14 protein-coding genes, 1 pseudogene and 1 other annotated feature are annotated in these 17,746 nt (G+C 47.5%); of the genes and pseudogenes, 11 read left to right on the forward strand and 4 right to left on the reverse strand.

From position 1 onward, the window contains the following. Positions 1-251 precede the first annotated feature (251 nt). Entirely contained in the window at positions 252-1,508 is a 1,257-nt protein-coding gene (locus ACZOWY_RS09990; protein WP_484396775.1) for an SLC13 family permease, read from the forward strand. A gap of 184 nt (positions 1,509-1,692) precedes the next feature. Here ACZOWY_RS09990 and ACZOWY_RS09995 read toward each other — a convergent pair whose 3' ends face one another. Beyond that, positions 1,693-2,910, reverse strand: a complete 1,218-nt coding sequence (locus ACZOWY_RS09995; protein ID WP_484396780.1) for an iron-containing alcohol dehydrogenase — start codon at positions 2,908-2,910, stop codon at positions 1,693-1,695. Between the two features lie 181 nt (positions 2,911-3,091). Next, entirely contained in the window at positions 3,092-3,691 is a 600-nt protein-coding gene (locus ACZOWY_RS10000; protein WP_484396784.1) for a hypothetical protein, read from the reverse strand. Positions 3,692-3,934: 243 nt separating this feature from the next. Here ACZOWY_RS10000 and ACZOWY_RS10005 point away from each other — a divergent pair, with 243 nt between their 5' ends. Both ACZOWY_RS10005 and ACZOWY_RS10010 read left to right on the forward strand, forming a co-directional pair. Beyond that, positions 3,935-4,417: a GAF domain-containing protein gene (locus ACZOWY_RS10005; protein ID WP_484396787.1), complete on the forward strand. Its 483-nt coding sequence runs from the start codon at positions 3,935-3,937 to the stop codon at positions 4,415-4,417. An 85-nt stretch (positions 4,418-4,502) separates the two neighbouring features. After that, complete coding sequence (locus tag ACZOWY_RS10010; RefSeq protein ID WP_484396790.1) at positions 4,503-4,667, forward strand: hypothetical protein; 165 nt, start codon at positions 4,503-4,505, stop codon at positions 4,665-4,667. A gap of 216 nt (positions 4,668-4,883) precedes the next feature. Here the strand turns inward: ACZOWY_RS10010 and ACZOWY_RS10015 are convergent. Both ACZOWY_RS10015 and ACZOWY_RS10020 read right to left on the reverse strand, forming a co-directional pair. Continuing rightward, a pseudogene (locus ACZOWY_RS10015) lies at positions 4,884-5,278 on the reverse strand (hypothetical protein). Positions 5,279-5,287: 9 nt separating this feature from the next. After that, the gene (locus ACZOWY_RS10020; RefSeq protein WP_484396794.1) at positions 5,288-5,530 is read right to left on the reverse strand and encodes a hypothetical protein; all 243 of its coding nucleotides are present in this window, start codon (positions 5,528-5,530) and stop codon (positions 5,288-5,290) included. A 426-nt stretch (positions 5,531-5,956) separates the two neighbouring features. Then, positions 5,957-6,160 (forward strand) — a binding site (T-box leader). Between the two features lie 94 nt (positions 6,161-6,254). On the opposite strand from ACZOWY_RS10020, the gene pheS reads away from it, so the two are divergent. From pheS to ACZOWY_RS10060, 8 genes are all read left to right on the forward strand, one after another. Beyond that, the gene (gene pheS / locus ACZOWY_RS10025) at positions 6,255-7,280 is read left to right on the forward strand and encodes a phenylalanine--tRNA ligase subunit alpha (protein ID WP_484396839.1); all 1,026 of its coding nucleotides are present in this window, start codon (positions 6,255-6,257) and stop codon (positions 7,278-7,280) included. 14 nt (positions 7,281-7,294) lie between these two features. After that, the gene (pheT, locus tag ACZOWY_RS10030) at positions 7,295-9,727 is read left to right on the forward strand and encodes a phenylalanine--tRNA ligase subunit beta (protein ID WP_484396799.1); all 2,433 of its coding nucleotides are present in this window, start codon (positions 7,295-7,297) and stop codon (positions 9,725-9,727) included. Between the two features lie 110 nt (positions 9,728-9,837). Next, entirely contained in the window at positions 9,838-11,037 is a 1,200-nt protein-coding gene (locus ACZOWY_RS10035; protein WP_484396803.1) for a coenzyme F420-0:L-glutamate ligase, read from the forward strand. A gap of 138 nt (positions 11,038-11,175) precedes the next feature. Continuing rightward, on the forward strand, positions 11,176-12,159 hold the full coding sequence (gene guaA / locus ACZOWY_RS10040) for a glutamine-hydrolyzing GMP synthase (protein ID WP_484396808.1): 984 nt from the start codon (positions 11,176-11,178) through the stop codon (positions 12,157-12,159). Positions 12,160-12,203: 44 nt separating this feature from the next. Beyond that, a complete protein-coding gene (pckA, locus tag ACZOWY_RS10045) occupies positions 12,204-13,817 on the forward strand; it encodes a phosphoenolpyruvate carboxykinase (ATP) (RefSeq protein WP_484396812.1) in 1,614 nt (537 codons plus the stop codon). Positions 13,818-14,133: 316 nt separating this feature from the next. Then, complete coding sequence (locus ACZOWY_RS10050) at positions 14,134-15,195, forward strand: Fic family protein (RefSeq protein ID WP_484396817.1); 1,062 nt, start codon at positions 14,134-14,136, stop codon at positions 15,193-15,195. After that, complete coding sequence (locus ACZOWY_RS10055; protein ID WP_484396822.1) at positions 15,192-16,694, forward strand: class I SAM-dependent DNA methyltransferase; 1,503 nt, start codon at positions 15,192-15,194, stop codon at positions 16,692-16,694. Before ACZOWY_RS10050 ends, ACZOWY_RS10055 begins: the two co-directional genes overlap by 4 nt. 75 nt (positions 16,695-16,769) lie before the next feature. Next, positions 16,770-17,746 (forward strand): HAD family hydrolase (locus tag ACZOWY_RS10060; protein ID WP_484396825.1); only part of this gene is annotated, 977 nt, incomplete at its 3' end.

A 17,746-nucleotide genomic window follows, 5' to 3' on the forward strand; every position in this document is an offset into this window, starting at 1 on the left:
CAGGCTGATTAGCCGGTTAGTACTGTAAAAGTATGTTGGTTTTGCATTCCTTGCCCGAAGATTATAATTAATATTTATAACTTTATGATAAAATTATATTTTACATTATAGGTTTTTAGGAGTATAGTAATATCGGAAACTTAATTTAGGAAATTTTTGTACAGTCGGTTCCATAATCAGGATAGTAGCCATTCCATCCTTCTTTATCTAATCACTCTGTACCAATTTCCCGGACAGGAGATGGATTCATTTTGGCTCTGTTATCCCTTGGTTTGTTGCTGGTGGCTATCTTTTTAGGATTTTTCCGTCATATGAACACCGGACTGTTAGCTATCGGGTTCGCGCTTATTCTGGGACGGTTAAGCGGCATCTCCGATAAGGAGATTATCAGCGGATTCAATTACTCCCTGTTCATGATCCTGCTGGGCGTAACCTATTTGTTCAGCCTGGCGCAGCTGAACGGCTCGCTGGAGCTGCTGGCGAAAAAGGTGGTGGCGCTGGCAGGGAAGCATACTTTTATGATTCCCATCGTCATTTACGTGTTTTCTGTTGTGCTTTCGGCACTGGGTCCGGGCACGGTTCCTACCATGGCGATCATGATGGTGTTTTCCATGGCGCTGGCAGCGGAAATGAATATTAACCCGGCCATGCTGTCCGCATTATCCGTATTGGGCGCATCAGGCGGCGGCGTCTCCCCGCTGGCGGCCACGGGTATTATCGGCATTAATCTGTGCGCAGGCTTTGGTCTGACCGGTATAGAAAAACCGTTCCTGATGAATGGTGTCCTGTCTTCCACCGTGTATGCAACGATTGTGTATTTCCTGCTGGGCGGATACAAGCTCCACTCAGATAAGGTCATCAGCCAGAAAGATATTCCTCCCTTTAATAAGAATCAGATTATCACCCTGATCGGTATTGGGGTGATGGTGGTACTGGTGCTGTTTTATAAAGTGAACGTGGGGCTGACCGGTTTTGCGGTGGCCATGGTGTTGTCTTTCCTCCACGTAGCGGATGAAGGGGAGGCTATCAAGCGGATTCCCTGGGGCACGCTGCTGCTGATTACGGGCGTAGGCGTGCTGATGCATATCATCATCAAGCTGGGCGGTATCAAACTGTTGTCGGAAGCGCTGGCCAGCGTGATGACGCCGGCCACAGCCGTAACGATCATGGGCATTACGTCCGGTATCATGAGCTGGTTCAGTTCTACTTCCGGCGTGGTGATGCCGACCCTGATTCCCACGATTCCTGAAATTTTAACCAGGTTAGGCGAAACCGGCCCGATGCTGGAACTGGAAATGGCGACGGCCATCACCATGATTTCCAATACAGCGGGCATCAGTCCTCTTTCTACCGGCGGAGCTTTGGCTTTAGCAGCCTATTCCTCTGCGGCGAATGCATCGCCGCAGCTGCAGCACCGGCTGTTCATCCGCATGTTTTCCATCTCTGCTCTGGGTGTGTTGGTGCTGAGCATACTGGCATACTTCGGATTGTACCGGATGCTGCTTTAAATTAATCGGCGTTTTCTTCATTCATATAACGTAATTGCTGAATTGCGGAACAAAAAAACTCTGACGCTTTGACAGGCGCCAGAGTTTTTTTATGAAGATATGAACTGTGGTTTTATAAGGGGACGCTGATTAAATGTGATTGTGCGAATTTTCCAGTGATCCCATAATCTTGCCGGACGAAAAATCAGAAATCCACTTCTGTGTCGTAGTAGCAGCACTTCAGCAGTTTCACCATTTCTTCCTGGCTGGGCTGGCGGGGATTGGAACCGGTGCAGGCATCCAGGATGGCGTCCGCCGCAATCTGTTCTACCCGCTTCAGGAACACTTCTTCCGGAACAAAGCCTTTCTCTTCCGGCAGGCCTTTCGGACCGTAATGGTTGATGCTGTGGGGAATATTCAGGTCGTCGTTCATCTTGCGCAGGTACGCGATCAGCAGATCGACCTTTTCTTCGTCGCTCTTGCCGCCCAAATGCATGTAATCGGCAATGACGCCGTAGCGTTTTAAAGCTGCGGGGTCTTTTGAGTTAAACTTGATTACCTTCGGCAGGTACATGGCATTGGCTGCACCGTGGATGATGTGAGCGCCGTAATCCGCGAAAGCCGCGCCGGTCTTGTGGGCCATGGAATGGACGATGCCCAGCAGCGCATTGGAGAACGCCATGCCGGCCAGGCATTGTGCGTCGTGCATGATGTCCCGGGATTCCATGTTGCCATTATAGGATTTCACCAGATTTGCCTGGATCAGTTCAATGGCATGGATGGCCAGGGCATCCGCATAAGCGCTGTGCGCTGTGGACACATAGGCTTCGATGGCGTGGGTCATGGCATCCATGCCGGTGTGGGCCGTCAGCTTTTGTGGCATGGTATGTACCAGTTCCGGATCCACGATGGCGATATCCGGTGTAATTTCAAAATCGGCGATGGGGTATTTGATGCCTTTCTGGTAATCGGTAATGATAGAGAACGCCGTTACTTCCGTGGCGGTGCCGCTGGTGGAAGAGATGGCGCAGAAGTGCGCTTTGGTACGCAGCTTCGGCAGGCCAAACACCTTGCACATATCGGCGAACGTAGTTTCCGGGTATTCGTATTTGATCCACATGGCTTTGGCTGCGTCAATCGGACTGCCGCCGCCCATGGCCACGATCCAGTCGGGCTGGAATTCCTGCATGACGGCTGCGCCGTTCATAACGGTTTCCACGGAAGGATCGCTTTCAATTCCTTCAATGACCTTCGTTTCCATGCCGGCTTCATTCAAATACGCCAGCGCTCTGTCCAAAAAGCCGCCCCGCTTCATACTGCCGCCGCCGACACAGACGATGGCCCGTTTGCCTTTTAAGGTTTTCAGTGTTTCCAGCGCACCTTTTCCATGGTACAGATCGCGGGGTAACGTAAATCTTGACATAATAAGGACCTCCTATACGTGAATAAATATATAAAAAATATGTGAGAGTTTTATTTAATTAAGATCTCACTGAACCTATTATACTACAATGCAGGTTTTATTACGACGAACGAATTGTGAAAAATGAAGGAACAAAAGTAAAACTGCCATACGATTCGTAAAATCGTATGGCAGTAAAAGTTTATTTCAAATCATTAACAAAGTCATTACAGATACGGTTCAGCATGCCGTCGTAGCCGCCATCATCCCGCGCGCGGTCATCACGGCAGTTATAAACTGTCCGGCCGGTAGCGCGGTCTTTCAGGGTAAATTCCACTTCCGCATAGGCATTAGTGATCCACTTTCCCGGATGATGGATGACTTTTTTGACAGGGAAGGTGTATGTTGTTTCTTTTCCGTCCTTGTCTCTTTTTACTATTTTTTCATTTTGATAGGTTTCTTCTGTCCATGGCTCTTTCCAGTACGTGTAGGTTCCAACCAGATGTACCGTAAGAGTCAGATCTACCCTGCAACGTGCCGGCTCTTCCGGTGGAACCACAAGATATTTATTCTTTTTCGCCATGGCAGTTCGCAGGGGGTTCAACGTGCGGTTTACGGGATTGTCATCATGCCGGAGGTCTTTCCACTGCTTATTTTCGGGGTTATAAACGGATTCCGCCAGATAAATGTTCGTAATGCTTTTGAAATCATAACGGGGATCCTTGAATTTGCTCTTGGAAGCAGAGACGGTTCCCGTGAAGGCCATTAGCAAAACCAGAGTCAGAATAAAAAGTTTTTTCATTGAGTCCTCCTGATTATTAAAAATAACTTTTAAAACGACAGTTCATAAAACAGAGCACTTTTCTGTATAACATAATTATAACAATATTTTGTGATTTGGAAAACACTTCTACTTTAAAATATAAGTTATCCTGATCAATTCATGGTATAATACATAAAACGTTGTGCACCAGTTCGGTGCAGGTAATATGGTACGGTGAGAGTCCGTATCCAGTTGTTTTTAAGTTTTTTGAAAGGAAAAATAATGATACAACAGAATAAACAGGCAAAACCCGATTACGATCTGCTGGTGCAGCAGGTGAAAGCGTTGGGAGAAGAAGAAAACTACTGGCTGCCGGTGCTGGCCAACACATCAGCATTGTTGATGAACGCGCTGCCGGATTTGAACTGGGCAGGATTTTACCTGATGAACCGTGATTCCTTAGTGCTGGGGCCGTTCCAGGGCAACCCGGCCTGTATCCGTATTCCCCTGTGCGCCGGTGTATGCGGTGCGGCAGCCCTGCAGGATAAAGTACAGCGTGTGGACGATGTGCACAAGTTTCCCGGCCACATTGCCTGCGACAGCGCAAGCAATGCGGAAATCGTGATTCCCATCCATAAAAACGGAAAGCTGGTAGGCGTGCTGGACTTAGACAGTCCTGTAAAGAACCGCTTTACAGAAGAAGACGAGGCCGGGTTAAAGAAAATTGTGACAGCGCTGGAAGAGATTGCAGAGTTTACGGATTAAGGAAGCGCTGATTTTATTATATTTTTTTATAAAGTTACCATTTGCATTTTTTATAGAATACAATCTTACGATGGTGGTCTTTGCTATGTCTATTGAAACCTTTTGCTCGGAACAGATCCAGGACACCGGGGATTCCATGGACATTTCCGCGGAAGTGGAGCGGCACACTAAAATTGCAGCCAGGGCCATCGTGCCGATTTCCAACATGATCCGGGAAATCAGCGCCAGAGTAGAGAAGGCAAAGAAGTGAATGAATACCCGGTGAAATTAGGGCATTGTCCCATAATTGAGGAGGCAGCGCTGCCAGACGATAGGATGTGCGCAATGCATGAAGAAGAAGTAATAGCTCTTGCTGCATTCACCAAAATAAAACCAGTCTTAGCATCCATGGCGGTGTTAAGACTGGTTTTTTACTCTCTGTGGCAGTTGTCAAGTATTCCTTGACAGTTGGGTCCTTCTTTACTGTTCAGGCGGTTCTTCCGTGCGTCAGCAAAAATCGTTCCATAGAAGAAAGCGTTACCTTTTTGTAAGCGTTTGATTTATCATTGGATGCGGTTCGATGCCAATAATTGTGATGTCGCCTGTTTCCGGTCCATATACCCAAAAGATACGTGCGGCAGTCGGCGTGTTGTTTTCCAGATAGGATTCCCATACCTTGATCCCATACCGGACAGTCAGAGCGTCAATTTCATGGGAATGTAAACCGGGATGACGGGGATTTTGAGAAAGTAGTTTCATTGCTTTTCCCATTTGCCTGTATAGTTTTTCTTCCTTTCGGTTTGCCAATCCGGTTTTGATTTTTGTAGTCAAAGCGTCCCACAAAGATTTCATTTCCGGAACCCCTAAATGAATTATGAACATGGTCGCTCCTCAAAAATCAGAAAGATCGACTGCTTCAGACGCATTACCGGTTTTCAGATTTTCGACGGAAGCATCCATCATGGCTAATGTGTTAGCGGAAACCTGAAAAGGAGGCATGAGCACGCGGGGTTCCAAAACAATCCGGCCGTCTTCGTATTCGGATACATGATAATATTCAAAAATTACGCTGCGCAATGTGATTCTCTTTTTTGTATCAAGCTTTGCGTCGTATTCTTTTACAGCTACCTGCATTGTGTTACCTCCAATCTTCGGTGTGGGATATAAAATATTGTGGGATTTCCCACATTGTAACATAATAGATCAATGGCAGTCAAGTATTCTTATTTTGCAAAACTGATGAAGAAAAATGGAGGGCAAGGTTTGCAGGCCGAAACGCAAAGCCTCCACACTCTTGCAGTTTGTCAGTTGTATCTTCCGGCTTTGCCGGTACAGACATACAAACTGACTATCCTTAAAAACATAAGAGTTAGCAGAAGTAAACCCCAGTATTCATGCATATTTGCAATTCAAAGTTGGTCGTAATTACGACCAACCTGAAGGAAGCAAAGGAATCCTGTATAAATCTGGACAGCCAAAATAATAATAGACACTTTTTCTTGCCCAACCCTCTCACTTGTGCTATAATATTTCAGTCAATTAAATACGTCCCTAACAGTATTTTGCACAAGGAACAGGAGAGTAGCGTTTTTAAAGCATAAAGAGAGTCTGGGCAGGTGGGAGCCGGATTGCGGAGATTGCGTGAAGTTCACCTGGGAGTGTCTTGGCTGAACAATATTTACAAAGTAGGCTGAGCGTTTGCCGCGTTAAGGCGCAAGAGAACAAATTAGGGTGGTACCGCGGAACATCACTTTCGCCCCTTCACAGGGACGGAAGTTTTTTAATTTGCGACAAAATTCCAAGAAGCAAGCCCGTAGGGCGAAGCTGATTGGGAAATTTAGGAGGCAAAAAGATGAGTATGAAAGAGATGCTGCTGGAGCTGCGTGAAAAAGCGCTGGCAGACCTGGAAGCTGCTGCCAGCTCCCAGGAGTTGCAGGACCTGAAGGTCAAGTATCTGGGACGCAAGGGTCCCATGACGGAAATCCTGCGCGGCATGGGCAAAGTGCCGGCAGAAGAACGTCCGAAGATCGGTGAAATCGTAAATCAGGTAAAGCAGACGCTGGAACAGTGTTTGAAAGACCGCACGGAAATTTTGCGGGCGGAAGCGCTGAAAGCGAAAATTGCCAACGATAAAGTGGACATCACGCTGCCGGGGCGCAAACCGGCGGGCGGACATCTGCATCCCATTACCTTAACCAACAGGGAAATCAAAAAGATTTTCATGCATATGGGCTTCGATGTAATCGAAGGCCCGGAAATTGACAACGATTACTTTAACTTTGAAGCGCTGAATCTGCCGAAAGATCATCCGGCCCGGGACATGCAGGACACTTTCTATATTACGGATAATTTCCTGTTACGCACCCAGACCAGCGGCGTGCAGGCCCGCACCATGCAGAGCAAGGAGCCGAACACTCCCATCCGCATGATTTCGCCAGGTGCGGTATATCGTAACGACTACGATGCTACCCATTCCCCCATGTTCCATCAGGTGGAAGGACTTGTAGTGGATAAAAATATCAGTCTGGCAGATTTGAAAGGAACGCTGGAAACTTTCTGTAAGGAAATGTTCGGCAACAGTGTGAAGATTCGTTTACGTCCCAGCTATTTTCCATTTACGGAACCCAGCTGCGAAGTGGACATCAGCTGTGTAATTTGCGGCGGCAAAGGCTGTAATGTATGCAAACATTCCGGCTGGCTGGAAATTCTGGGAGCCGGGGAAGTGCATCCCAATGTGCTGGCTATGAGCGGATACGATCCGTCCATCATGAACGGGTATGCTTTCGGCATGGGCGTAGAACGTATCGCCATGCTGAAGTACGGTATTGATGATTTACGGTTATTCTTTGAAAACGATCTGCGGTTCATCCGCCAGTTCCGGTAAGGGAGGGATAGAAAATGTTAGCTTCGATTGCGTGGTTAAAGCGCTATGTTGATATTGATGTAACTCCCGAAGAATTAGCAGACAAGCTGACCCGTGTAGGGCTGGAAGTGGAAAGCGTGATTCATCAGGGACAGGGAATCTCTGGTGTTGTGACAGGAAAAGTTACAGCCATTGAACGGAATCCCAAGAGCGACCACCTGTGGGTATGTCAGATGGATTACGGCAGCGGTGAGATCGTACAGATTCAGACCGGAGCCCAGAATGTAAAACTGGGGGACATGGTTCCCGTTGCCACGTTAGGCGCTGAGTTGCCTAACGGAATGAAACTGAAGAAGGTAAAGATGGCCGATGTGTATTCCTACGGTATGCTGTGCAGTGCCAACGAGCTGGGTATAGACAGCAAGCTGCTGCTGCCGGAACAGCGGGAAGGAATCCTGATCCTGTCCCCGGATACACCAATCGGCAAAGATATTAGAGACGTGCTGGGTCTGAACGATACGGTTCTGGATATTGATTTAACAGCCAACAAGCAGGACTGCTTCTGCATGACCGGCATTGCCCGGGAAGCGGCGGCAGTGCTGGGTAAGACGATGCACATGCCGGACATGAGCGTGAAGGAAGCGGCCGGCGGCAATGTAAATGACATGATGCGGAATGCGATTGAAATTCCGGAACTGTGCAGCCGTTTCACCAACCGGGTACTGAAAAATATCAAGATCATGCAGTCGCCGGACTGGATGCAGAACGAACTGCGTGCCTGCGGCGTTCGTCCCATCAATAACGTGGTCGATGTGACCAACTATGTGATGATGGAACTGGGACAGCCCATGCATGCCTACGATTACGATACGCTGAAAGACCATGCGCTGATCGTGCGCCGGGCCAAACCCGGAGAACACCTGCAGACCCTGGACGATCAGGACCGGGCGTTGACACCGGACATGATCGCCATTGCCGACACGGAAAAAGCGGTGGGCCTGGGCGGCGTCATGGGCGGCCTTGTTACGGAAGTAACGGATAAAACCAAAACGGTTATTCTGGAAGCGGCGGCTTTCAACGGCCCGTCCATCCGCCGTACATCCAAGGCATTGGGTCTGCGCAGCGAAGCTTCCATGCGTTTCGAGCGCGGCGTGGATATTGCCAACTGTCATCGTGCTCTGGACCGGGCGGCGCACCTGCTGGAAGAAATGGGCGCCTGCGAAACGGTCTGCGGCATTGCAGACGCGTATCCCGTTCCCTATAAACCTGCAGTCGTTACAGTTACGCCGGAAGCAATCAACACCCGGATCGGCGTGGAGATTCCCAAAGAAGAAATGGTGGATATCCTGACCCGTCTGCAGTTTGAAGTAAAGGAAGAAAACGGCGCGCTGGTCATCACTGCTCCTACCTGGCGGCAGGACGTGACCTGCGACGCGGACATTTCCGAAGAGATTGCCCGCATGCATTCTTACGATAAAATCGAAAGCCACAATCCGGAACTGGCGCTGCGTCAGGGTAAGGAAGACCCCATGGAAGAAGTGAAGGGCGAAGCAGAGGATTATCTGGCTTCCGCCGGTCTGGACGAAGTGATGACCTACACCTTCATCCATCCTTCTTTCGTAGATAAGCTGATGCTGAAAGCAGACGATGCCCGCCTCAATGCGATCAAACTGATGAACCCCATCAGCGATGAATTCGGCGTGATGCGTACTACCATGCTGCCCAGCCTGCTGAACACGGCGGCGTACAATCTGGCCCGGCAGGCGGAAAGCGTGAAGATTTTCGAAGTGGGCCGGGTGTATCTGCCCAAGTCCCTGCCGTTGACTGATCATCCGGAAGAACGCCGTATTATCGGCGCGGTGATGAGCGGCCGGCGCAATGAACTGACCTGGACCAGCGGTAAGGACAGTGTGGACTTTTACGACATGAAGGGCGTTGTGGAAGGCCTGCTGGCAAAGATGCAGCTGACGGATTACGAACTGGCTGCCTGTGAGGAACCGTACATGCATCCCGGCAAGAGCTGCGTGGTCAACGTTGGCGGAAAGCGCATCGGTTATTTCGGCTGCCTGCATCCCACGGCGGCGGCTAACTTTGATGTGCCGGAAGAGACCTATGTGCTGGAACTGGGGCTTGCGCCTCTGGCCGAATCCGCCCTGCGGGTTCCCCAATACTCACATCTTGCCAAGTTCCCCGGTACCAGCCGCGACATTGCGGTGGTGGTTCCCAGGAACGTAACGGTGCAGGAACTGGAAGGCGTGCTGCGGGCCAACGCCGGCGAACTGTTGCAAGGGATCCGTGTCTTCGACGTGTACACCGGCAAACAGGTGGCGGAAGGATGCAAGTCCGTGGCCTTTAACCTGACCTTCCAGGCAGAGGACCGTACCCTCACCGACGGCGAGATCGACCCCATCATCAAAAACGTGGTGGAAAAAGTGGCGGAAGCTTACGCGGCGGAGCTGCGGAAATAAGAAATATTATTTATATCAGGGCTTGCCCTCTTATAAAAATAAAGGTAAAATATATAGTGGTATGTTTTTTATAAATCCGGCCTTGCGGCCTTAAGAAGGGAATAATTTTTATGGAAAACAAAGAACGTTTGGTAGGTACTGTATCCAGAGGCATCCGTCTTCCCATCATCCGCCAGGGCGATAACCTGGCCGACATTGTGACGGACAGTGTGCTGAAAGCGGCGGAAAGCGAAGGCTTCGCTCTGCGCGACCGGGATGTCATTTCCATTACGGAATCCATCGTGGCACGTTCCCAGGGAAATTACTGCACAGTAGACGATATTGCGGCAGACGTGAAAGCAAAGCTGGGCGGCGAGACCATCGGCGTCATCTTCCCGATCCTGTCCCGTAACCGGTTTGCTATCTGCCTGCGCGGCATCGCCAAAGGCGCAAAGAAAGTTGTGCTGATGCTGAGCTATCCTTCTGACGAAGTGGGCAACCATCTGGTCAGCCTGGACCAGATCGATGAAGCGGGTGTCAATCCCTTCAGTGATGTGCTGACCCTGGAAAAATACCGGGAACTGTTCGGCGCTACGGTACATGAATTTACCGGCGTGGACTACGTAGATTATTATAAAGAGCTGATGGAGTCCAGCGGCGCGGAAGTAGAAGTGATCTTTGCCAACCATCCGGAAGCGATTCTGAAATACACGGACAAGGTACTGAACTGCGATATCCATACCCGCGCCCGCACCAAACGCATCCTGAAAAAAGCAGGGGCAAAGATCGTCTGTGGTCTGGACGATATTATGAATGCTCCGGTGAACGGCAGCGGCTACAACGAAAAATACGGTCTGCTGGGGTCCAATAAATCCACAGAAGAAAAAGTAAAGCTGTTCCCCCATCAGTGCCAGTCCCTGGTGGAAGAAATCCAGGAACGTATCCTGAAAGCCACCGGCAAGCATGTGGAAGTGATGGTATACGGCGACGGCGCCTTCAAAGATCCCCAGGGCAAAATCTGGGAGCTGGCGGACCCGGTGGTTTCCCCGGCGTTTACCAGCGGTCTGGTAGGCACGCCTAATGAACTGAAACTGAAATATCTGGCAGATAACGATTTTGCGTCTCTGTCCGGTGAAGAACTGAAGAAGGCCATCACGGAGAGCATCGTGAAGAAGAGCGGCAGCCTGGTTGGGCACATGGCTTCCGAAGGCACGACGCCCCGCCAGCTTACCGACCTGATCGGTTCGCTGTGCGACCTGACCTCCGGGTCCGGTGACAAAGGCACGCCGGTCGTACTGGTGCAGGGCTATTTTGACAACTATTCCAATTAAAAAAAGTTATTGCATAGCAGGCCTGGATAAAAGCCTGCTATGCATTTTGTAGTTTTAAAGGGAACGTAGTTTAAAAAGTTTGTGCGTTTTCCGAGCAAGAGAAAGTATAGTTTTTACGAATCTGAAGGAGGCTCATGTATGGAACAGGCGAAACGTCCGGAAAGCATGGAACGGATCACGACGGCCGAACTGGCCAAAGCATTTATTGAAGAACAGGTGGCAGAACTGCGGAAACAGATCGGCGGAAAAAAAGTGCTGCTGGCATTGTCCGGCGGCGTAGATTCCTCCGTTGTGGCCGCGCTGCTGATCAAAGCGGTGGGGCAGCAGCTGGTGTGCGTCCATGTAAATCACGGACTGTTGCGCAAAGGAGAACCGGAACAGGTCATCAAAGTGTTCAGGGATGAGATGAAGGCCAACCTGATTTATGTTGACGCCACGGAACGGTTCTTAGGCAAACTGGCCGGTGTCAGCGATCCGGAAACCAAACGCAAGATCATCGGCGGCGAATTCATCGAAGTGTTTGCAGAAGAAGCGAAGAAACTGGAAGGCATTGAGTTCCTGGCACAAGGGACCATTTATCCGGATATTCTGGAAAGCGAGCAGGGCATCAAGGCCCATCACAATGTAGGCGGCCTGCCTCCTGAACTGAACTTTGAACTGGTGGAACCGGTCAAACTGTTATACAAGGATGAAGTGCGCGTAGTAGGAAAAGAGTTAGGCCTGCCGGACAACATGGTATATCGTCAGCCCTTCCCGGGTCCTGGCTTAGGCGTGCGCTGCCCCGGCGCCATCACCCGGGACCGTCTGGAAGCTGTCCGGGAAAGCGACGCGATTTTGCGGGAAGAGTTCGCGAAGAACGGACTGGCCGGCAAAGTATGGCAGTACTTTACTGTAGTGCCTGACTTCAAGTCCACCGGTATCAAAGACGGCAAACGCACCTTTGAATGGCCGGTCATCGTTCGCGCCATAAACACGAAAGACGCAATCACCGCAACGGTAGAAAACGTTCCCTTCGAACTGATGCAGCATATTACCGAACGCATCGTCCATGAAGTAAAAGGCGTGAACCGTGTGCTGTACGACTTCACGCCGAAACCCTCCGCGACAATTGAATACGAATAAAAACGAATACGAAATATAAAGTTAAAGGAGAGAGAGTTACCAGAATGGCAGCATTGGATTTAACACAGTACGGTATTACCGGAGCAACAGAGATCATTTACAATCCGTCTTATGAATTCCTGTACGAAGAAGAAATGAAGCCCGGGTTGGAGGGGTATGAAAAAGGCCAGCTTACCGAACTGGGTTCTGTGAATGTCATGACCGGCGTTTATACCGGGCGGTCCCCAAAAGACAAGTACATTGTCATGGATGAAAATTCCAAAGATACGGTATGGTGGACGACACCGGAGTATCCGAATGATAATCATGTGATGAGTGAAGAAACCTGGGCAAAGGTAAAAGACCTGGCTGTGAAGCAGCTGTGCGGTAAGCGTCTGTTTGTAGTGGACGCATTCTGCGGCGCCAATAAAGACACACGCATGGCCGTCCGCTTCATTATGGAAGTGGCATGGCAGGCGCATTTTGTAAAGAACATGTTCATTGCTCCCTCAGAGGAAGAGAAGGCAAACTTCAAACCGGATTTCGTAGTATATGCTGCTTCCAAGGCCAACGTTGAAAATTATAAAGAATTGGGCATTAACTCCGAGACCTGCATTGCGTTCAACATCACCAGCCATGAGCAGGTCATCCTGAATACCTGGTACGGCGGCGAAATGAAAAAAGGCATGTTCTCCATGATGAACTACTACCTGCCGCTGAAAGGCATTGCTTCCATGCACTGCTCTGCCAACACGGACCTGAAAGGAGAAAATACGGCCATCTTCTTCGGTTTGTCCGGCACCGGCAAGACTACCCTGTCCACGGATCCGAACCGCTACCTGATCGGCGACGACGAACACGGCTGGGACGACAACGGTATCTTTAATCTGGAAGGCGGCTGCTACGCCAAGGTTATCGATCTGGATAAAGAATCCGAACCGGATATTTACAATGCCCTGCACCGTGACGCATTGCTGGAAAATGTGGCTGTTGATGCAGCAGGCAAGGTAGATTTCCATGACAAGACCGTAACGGAAAATACCCGTGCTTCTTATCCGATCAAACACATTGAGCATAACGTTAAGAAAATCCGTGCGACCTCTTCCGGTCCCGACGCGAAAAATGTCATTTTCCTGTCTGCGGATGCGTTCGGCGTGCTGCCTCCGGTTTCTATCCTGACAGCAGAACAGACCAAGTATTATTTCCTGTCCGGCTTTACTGCCAAACTGGCAGGTACGGAACGGGGTATCACCGAACCGACGCCGACGTTCTCTGCCTGCTTCGGTCAGGCCTTCCTGGAACTGCATCCGACCAAGTACGCAGAAGAACTTGTAAAGAAAATGGAAAAATCCGGGGCCAGGGCCTTCCTTGTGAACACGGGCTGGAACGGAACCGGCAAACGCATCTCTATTAAAGATACCCGCGGCATCATTGACGCCATTCTGAACGGCGATGTGAACAAGGCTCCTACCAAAAAGATTCCTGTTTTTGATCTGGAAGTTCCCACGGAACTGCCCGGCGTGGATCCGGCCATTCTGGATCCCCGTGATACCTATGCAGATTCTGCGGAATGGAACGCGAAGGCCAAAGATTTGGCAGAGCGGTTTATCAAAAATTTCAAAAAATATGAAGGGAATGCGGAAGGCAGGAAGCTGGTGGCTGCCGGCCCGAAGCTGTAAAAAACAAATAATAAGGAAAATAAAAAATTCGGAATACCTGATCGTTTCGGGTATTCCGTTTTTTTTGCGATGCGGGTTCTGTGAAAAGCTCTTTGTATCTTTTGATAAAAGAACTTTCAATTGCATCACGTTAGTTTCAATTTGTTCAAATTTACGAAAATGATTAAATTGAAATTGACAATGACAAAATCAGAGATTATAATTTAATTGTATCAAAATGATAAAAATGATAAAAATGAGAAAATTAAAATGCCTGGCACATTTGTTTTTAAATTATGTTCATCATATTTGATTTGGATATAAGAGGATATTTGGAATGAGAGATTTCAGTTACAAAAATAAATGGGAAAAATTATTGACGCCTGAGATTGTGTCAATGCTAACGCAGATACATGAATTTAAAGGTGAACAAAAGCTGTTAACAGAAACCAAAAAGGATGAATTAACGCGATTAGTTGAAATTGCAAAAATTCAAAGTACGGAAGCTTCGAATAAAATTGAAGGAATTAATACTTCAGACAGCCGCCTGCGCGCTTTGGTGAGTGATAAAACGCGTCCGCGAAACAGAAATGAACGTGAAATTGCCGGCTATCGGGACGTATTGAAACTTATCCATGATAACTATTTATATATTCCGGTCAGGCCGTCGATTATTTTACAGATGCACAGGGACTTGTATAAATTTGAAGGTTATAATATCGGGGGAGCGTATAAAACTTCCGATAATAGTATTGAGGAAGAAGATGGGAACGGTAACAAATTTGTACGCTTTAAACCGGTTGCGGCCTGGGAAACTCCGGAAGCTGTGGAAAAATTATGCGATGAATTTGACGAAGTAAAAGCACTGGGGCAAACAGACATGCTTCTGTTGATTCCGATGTTTGTTCTGGACTTTCTGTGCATTCACCCGTTTAATGACGGGAACGGGCGGATGAGCCGGCTATTAACGTTGTTGTTGCTTTATCGCGAAGGTTATATGGTGGGGAAATATGTCAGCATTGAAAAACTGATAGAGAATACTAAAGAGGCTTACTATGACTGCCTGCAACAAAGCTCTCGGGCATGGCATGAAAACGCAAATTCATATGAACCTTTCGTTAAATATATGTTAGGCATAGTCCTTGGCGCTTACAGAGAATTCTCCAACAGAATTAATATTTTAAACAGTAACGAACTTTCTAAACCGGATAAAGTTAAAGAAGTGATTAAGAATACAGTGGGAACAATTACCAAAACAGAAATTTTAAAAGCATGTCCGGATGTAAGCCAGATTACCGTGCAGCGTACTCTTGCCGAATTATTAGAAGCAGGAAAAATCACGAAAATCGGCGGCGGCAGATACACAAAATATGTTTGGAATGAGGAGAACAACTTATGATTACCGGAGAATTAAAAAATAAAATTGACGCTCTTTGGGATATATTTGCGGCTGGCGGACTGGTCAACCCATTGGAAGTCATTGAACAAATTACCTATCTGATGTTTATCCACGATCTGGATGACGCGGACAACCGGCGTGCAAAAGAGAGCGCGATGCTTGGATTGTCGTTTAAGAGTTTGTTTTCCGATGAAGTTAAAATAGGTGAGCGGGTTATTGACGGTTCACAGCTGAAATGGTCGGTGTTCCACGATTATCCTGCTGACAGGATGTACAGCGTTATGCAGGAATGGGTTTTCCCGTTTATCAAAACACTGCACAGCGATAAGAACAGCGCCTATTCCAAATATATGGATGACGCGATTTTTAAACTACCTACCCCGCTGTTGCTTTCAAAAGTTGTGGATTCATTAGACGGAATTTATCAGATGATGAATGAGTCGCAGTCTGCGGATGTGCGGGGCGATGTGTACGAATATCTACTTTCCAAAATTTCCCAGTCCGGTAGGAACGGGCAGTTCCGTACGCCGAGGCATATTATCCGCATGATAGTGGAACTGATGGATCCCGGAGCTGACGAAATCATCTGCGATCCAGCCTGCGGGACGTCCGGCTTTTTAGTTGCTTCGGGGGAATACCTGAAAGAAAAACGGAAAGAAGAAATCTTCTTTAACCGGCAGAAAAAAGACCATTACATGAACCACATGTTCCACGGCTACGATATGGATCGGACCATGCTGCGCATCGGGGCCATGAACATGATGACCCATGGGATCGATAACCCGTTCATTGAATACCGGGACAGCCTGTCCGACCAGAACCCTGACAAAAATATATACACGCTGGTGCTTGCCAATCCGCCCTTTAAAGGCTCGCTGGACGCGGAATCGGTGTCGGCGGATTTGCTGAAAGTCTGCAAAACAAAAAAAACAGAGCTGTTGTTTTTAGCTCTGTTTATTAGAATCTTAAAAATTGGCGGCCGATGTGCCTGCATTGTACCGGACGGAGTATTATTCGGTTCTTCAACGGCCCATAAGGCCATCCGCAAGGAAATTGTGGAAAACCAGAGACTGCAGGCGGTGATCTCAATGCCGTCCGGTGTTTTTAAACCCTATGCGGGTGTTTCCACTGCCATTCTCATTTTCACAAAAACAGAACACGGCGGAACCGATAATGTCTGGTTCTATGACATGACGGCAGACGGTTTCAGCCTGGATGACAAACGGACCGTAATTACAGAAAACGATATTCCGGACATTGTCGCGCGGTTTAAAAACCTGGAAGCAGAAGCCTCCCGCAAACGCACAGAAAAATCGTTCATGGTGCCGAAGCAGGAAATTGTGGACAACGAGTATGACCTCAGCATCAACAAATACAAAGAAACCGTGTACGTGCCGGTGGAATATCCGCCTACCTCGGAAATTATGGCGGACCTGCGCGAATTGGAGAAACAGATTGCCCGGGAAATGGATGAACTGGAAAAATTGCTGGATTTATAAAAGTTGATTAGTTAAGCCTTAATATTAAGAGACATTGGAATCAATATTATAAACTCAAACATTGGGAGGCTTATTATGGATAAAAAGGTTTTTGAATTAGAAGAAAAGGGAAGCAATCCAGTTATTGCAATCTGTTATGACTTTGACAAAACTTTGTCTCCTGACGACATGCAAGCACAAGGATATATTCAGTCTGTAGGATATGATATTAACGAATTTTGGAAGGAATCCAATTCATTAGCGCAGGATAATGATATGGATCAAAATTTAGCATATATGTATAAAATGGTAGAAAAATCACGAGGTAAATTTTATGTTACAAAAGAAAGCTTGGCGGCTTATGGTGCAAAAGTAAAACTGTTTGATGGGGTTGAAGGATGGTTTGAAAGAATCAGACAATATGGCTTTAATAAAGGCATCATTATCGAACATTATATTATTTCTTCTGGATTGAAGGAAATGATTGAAGGAACAAAGATGGCGAAAGAAAATGCATTTAAAAGAATATATGCCAGCTCATATTATTATGATTCTGATAATGTTGCTATTTGGCCTGCTCAAGCTGTTAACTATACAAATAAAACACAATTTCTTTTCAGAATTGAAAAAGGCACATTAGATGTAAATGACGATAGGGTTAACTATTATTTTCCGCCGGATGAAATCAGAATTCCGTTTCGGAATATTATATATATTGGTGATAGCGCAACGGATATTCCTTGTATGAAATTAGTAAATACTTTTGGTGGATATTCAATTGGTGTTTATAATCCTCACAATAATGATAAGACCCAAGTTTACAACATGATGAACGAGAATAGAATTAAATATTTTGTTCCTGCGGACTATTCTGAAGGTAGTGAACTTGATAAACTTGTCAAAAGAATTATCGATAAAACTGTTACAAACGAAATTCTTGAGAATCAGTATTATTCAAATAAAAAGGAAGCAGAAGAGCATAAAAGTAACCAAGCTGATGGATTAAAAAACAATTTGATTAATGGTTTAATTAACAGTCGTAGTTTTGCTACAACACATACTATCATTAGTAA

The organism is Succiniclasticum sp. (genome assembly GCF_056977735.1).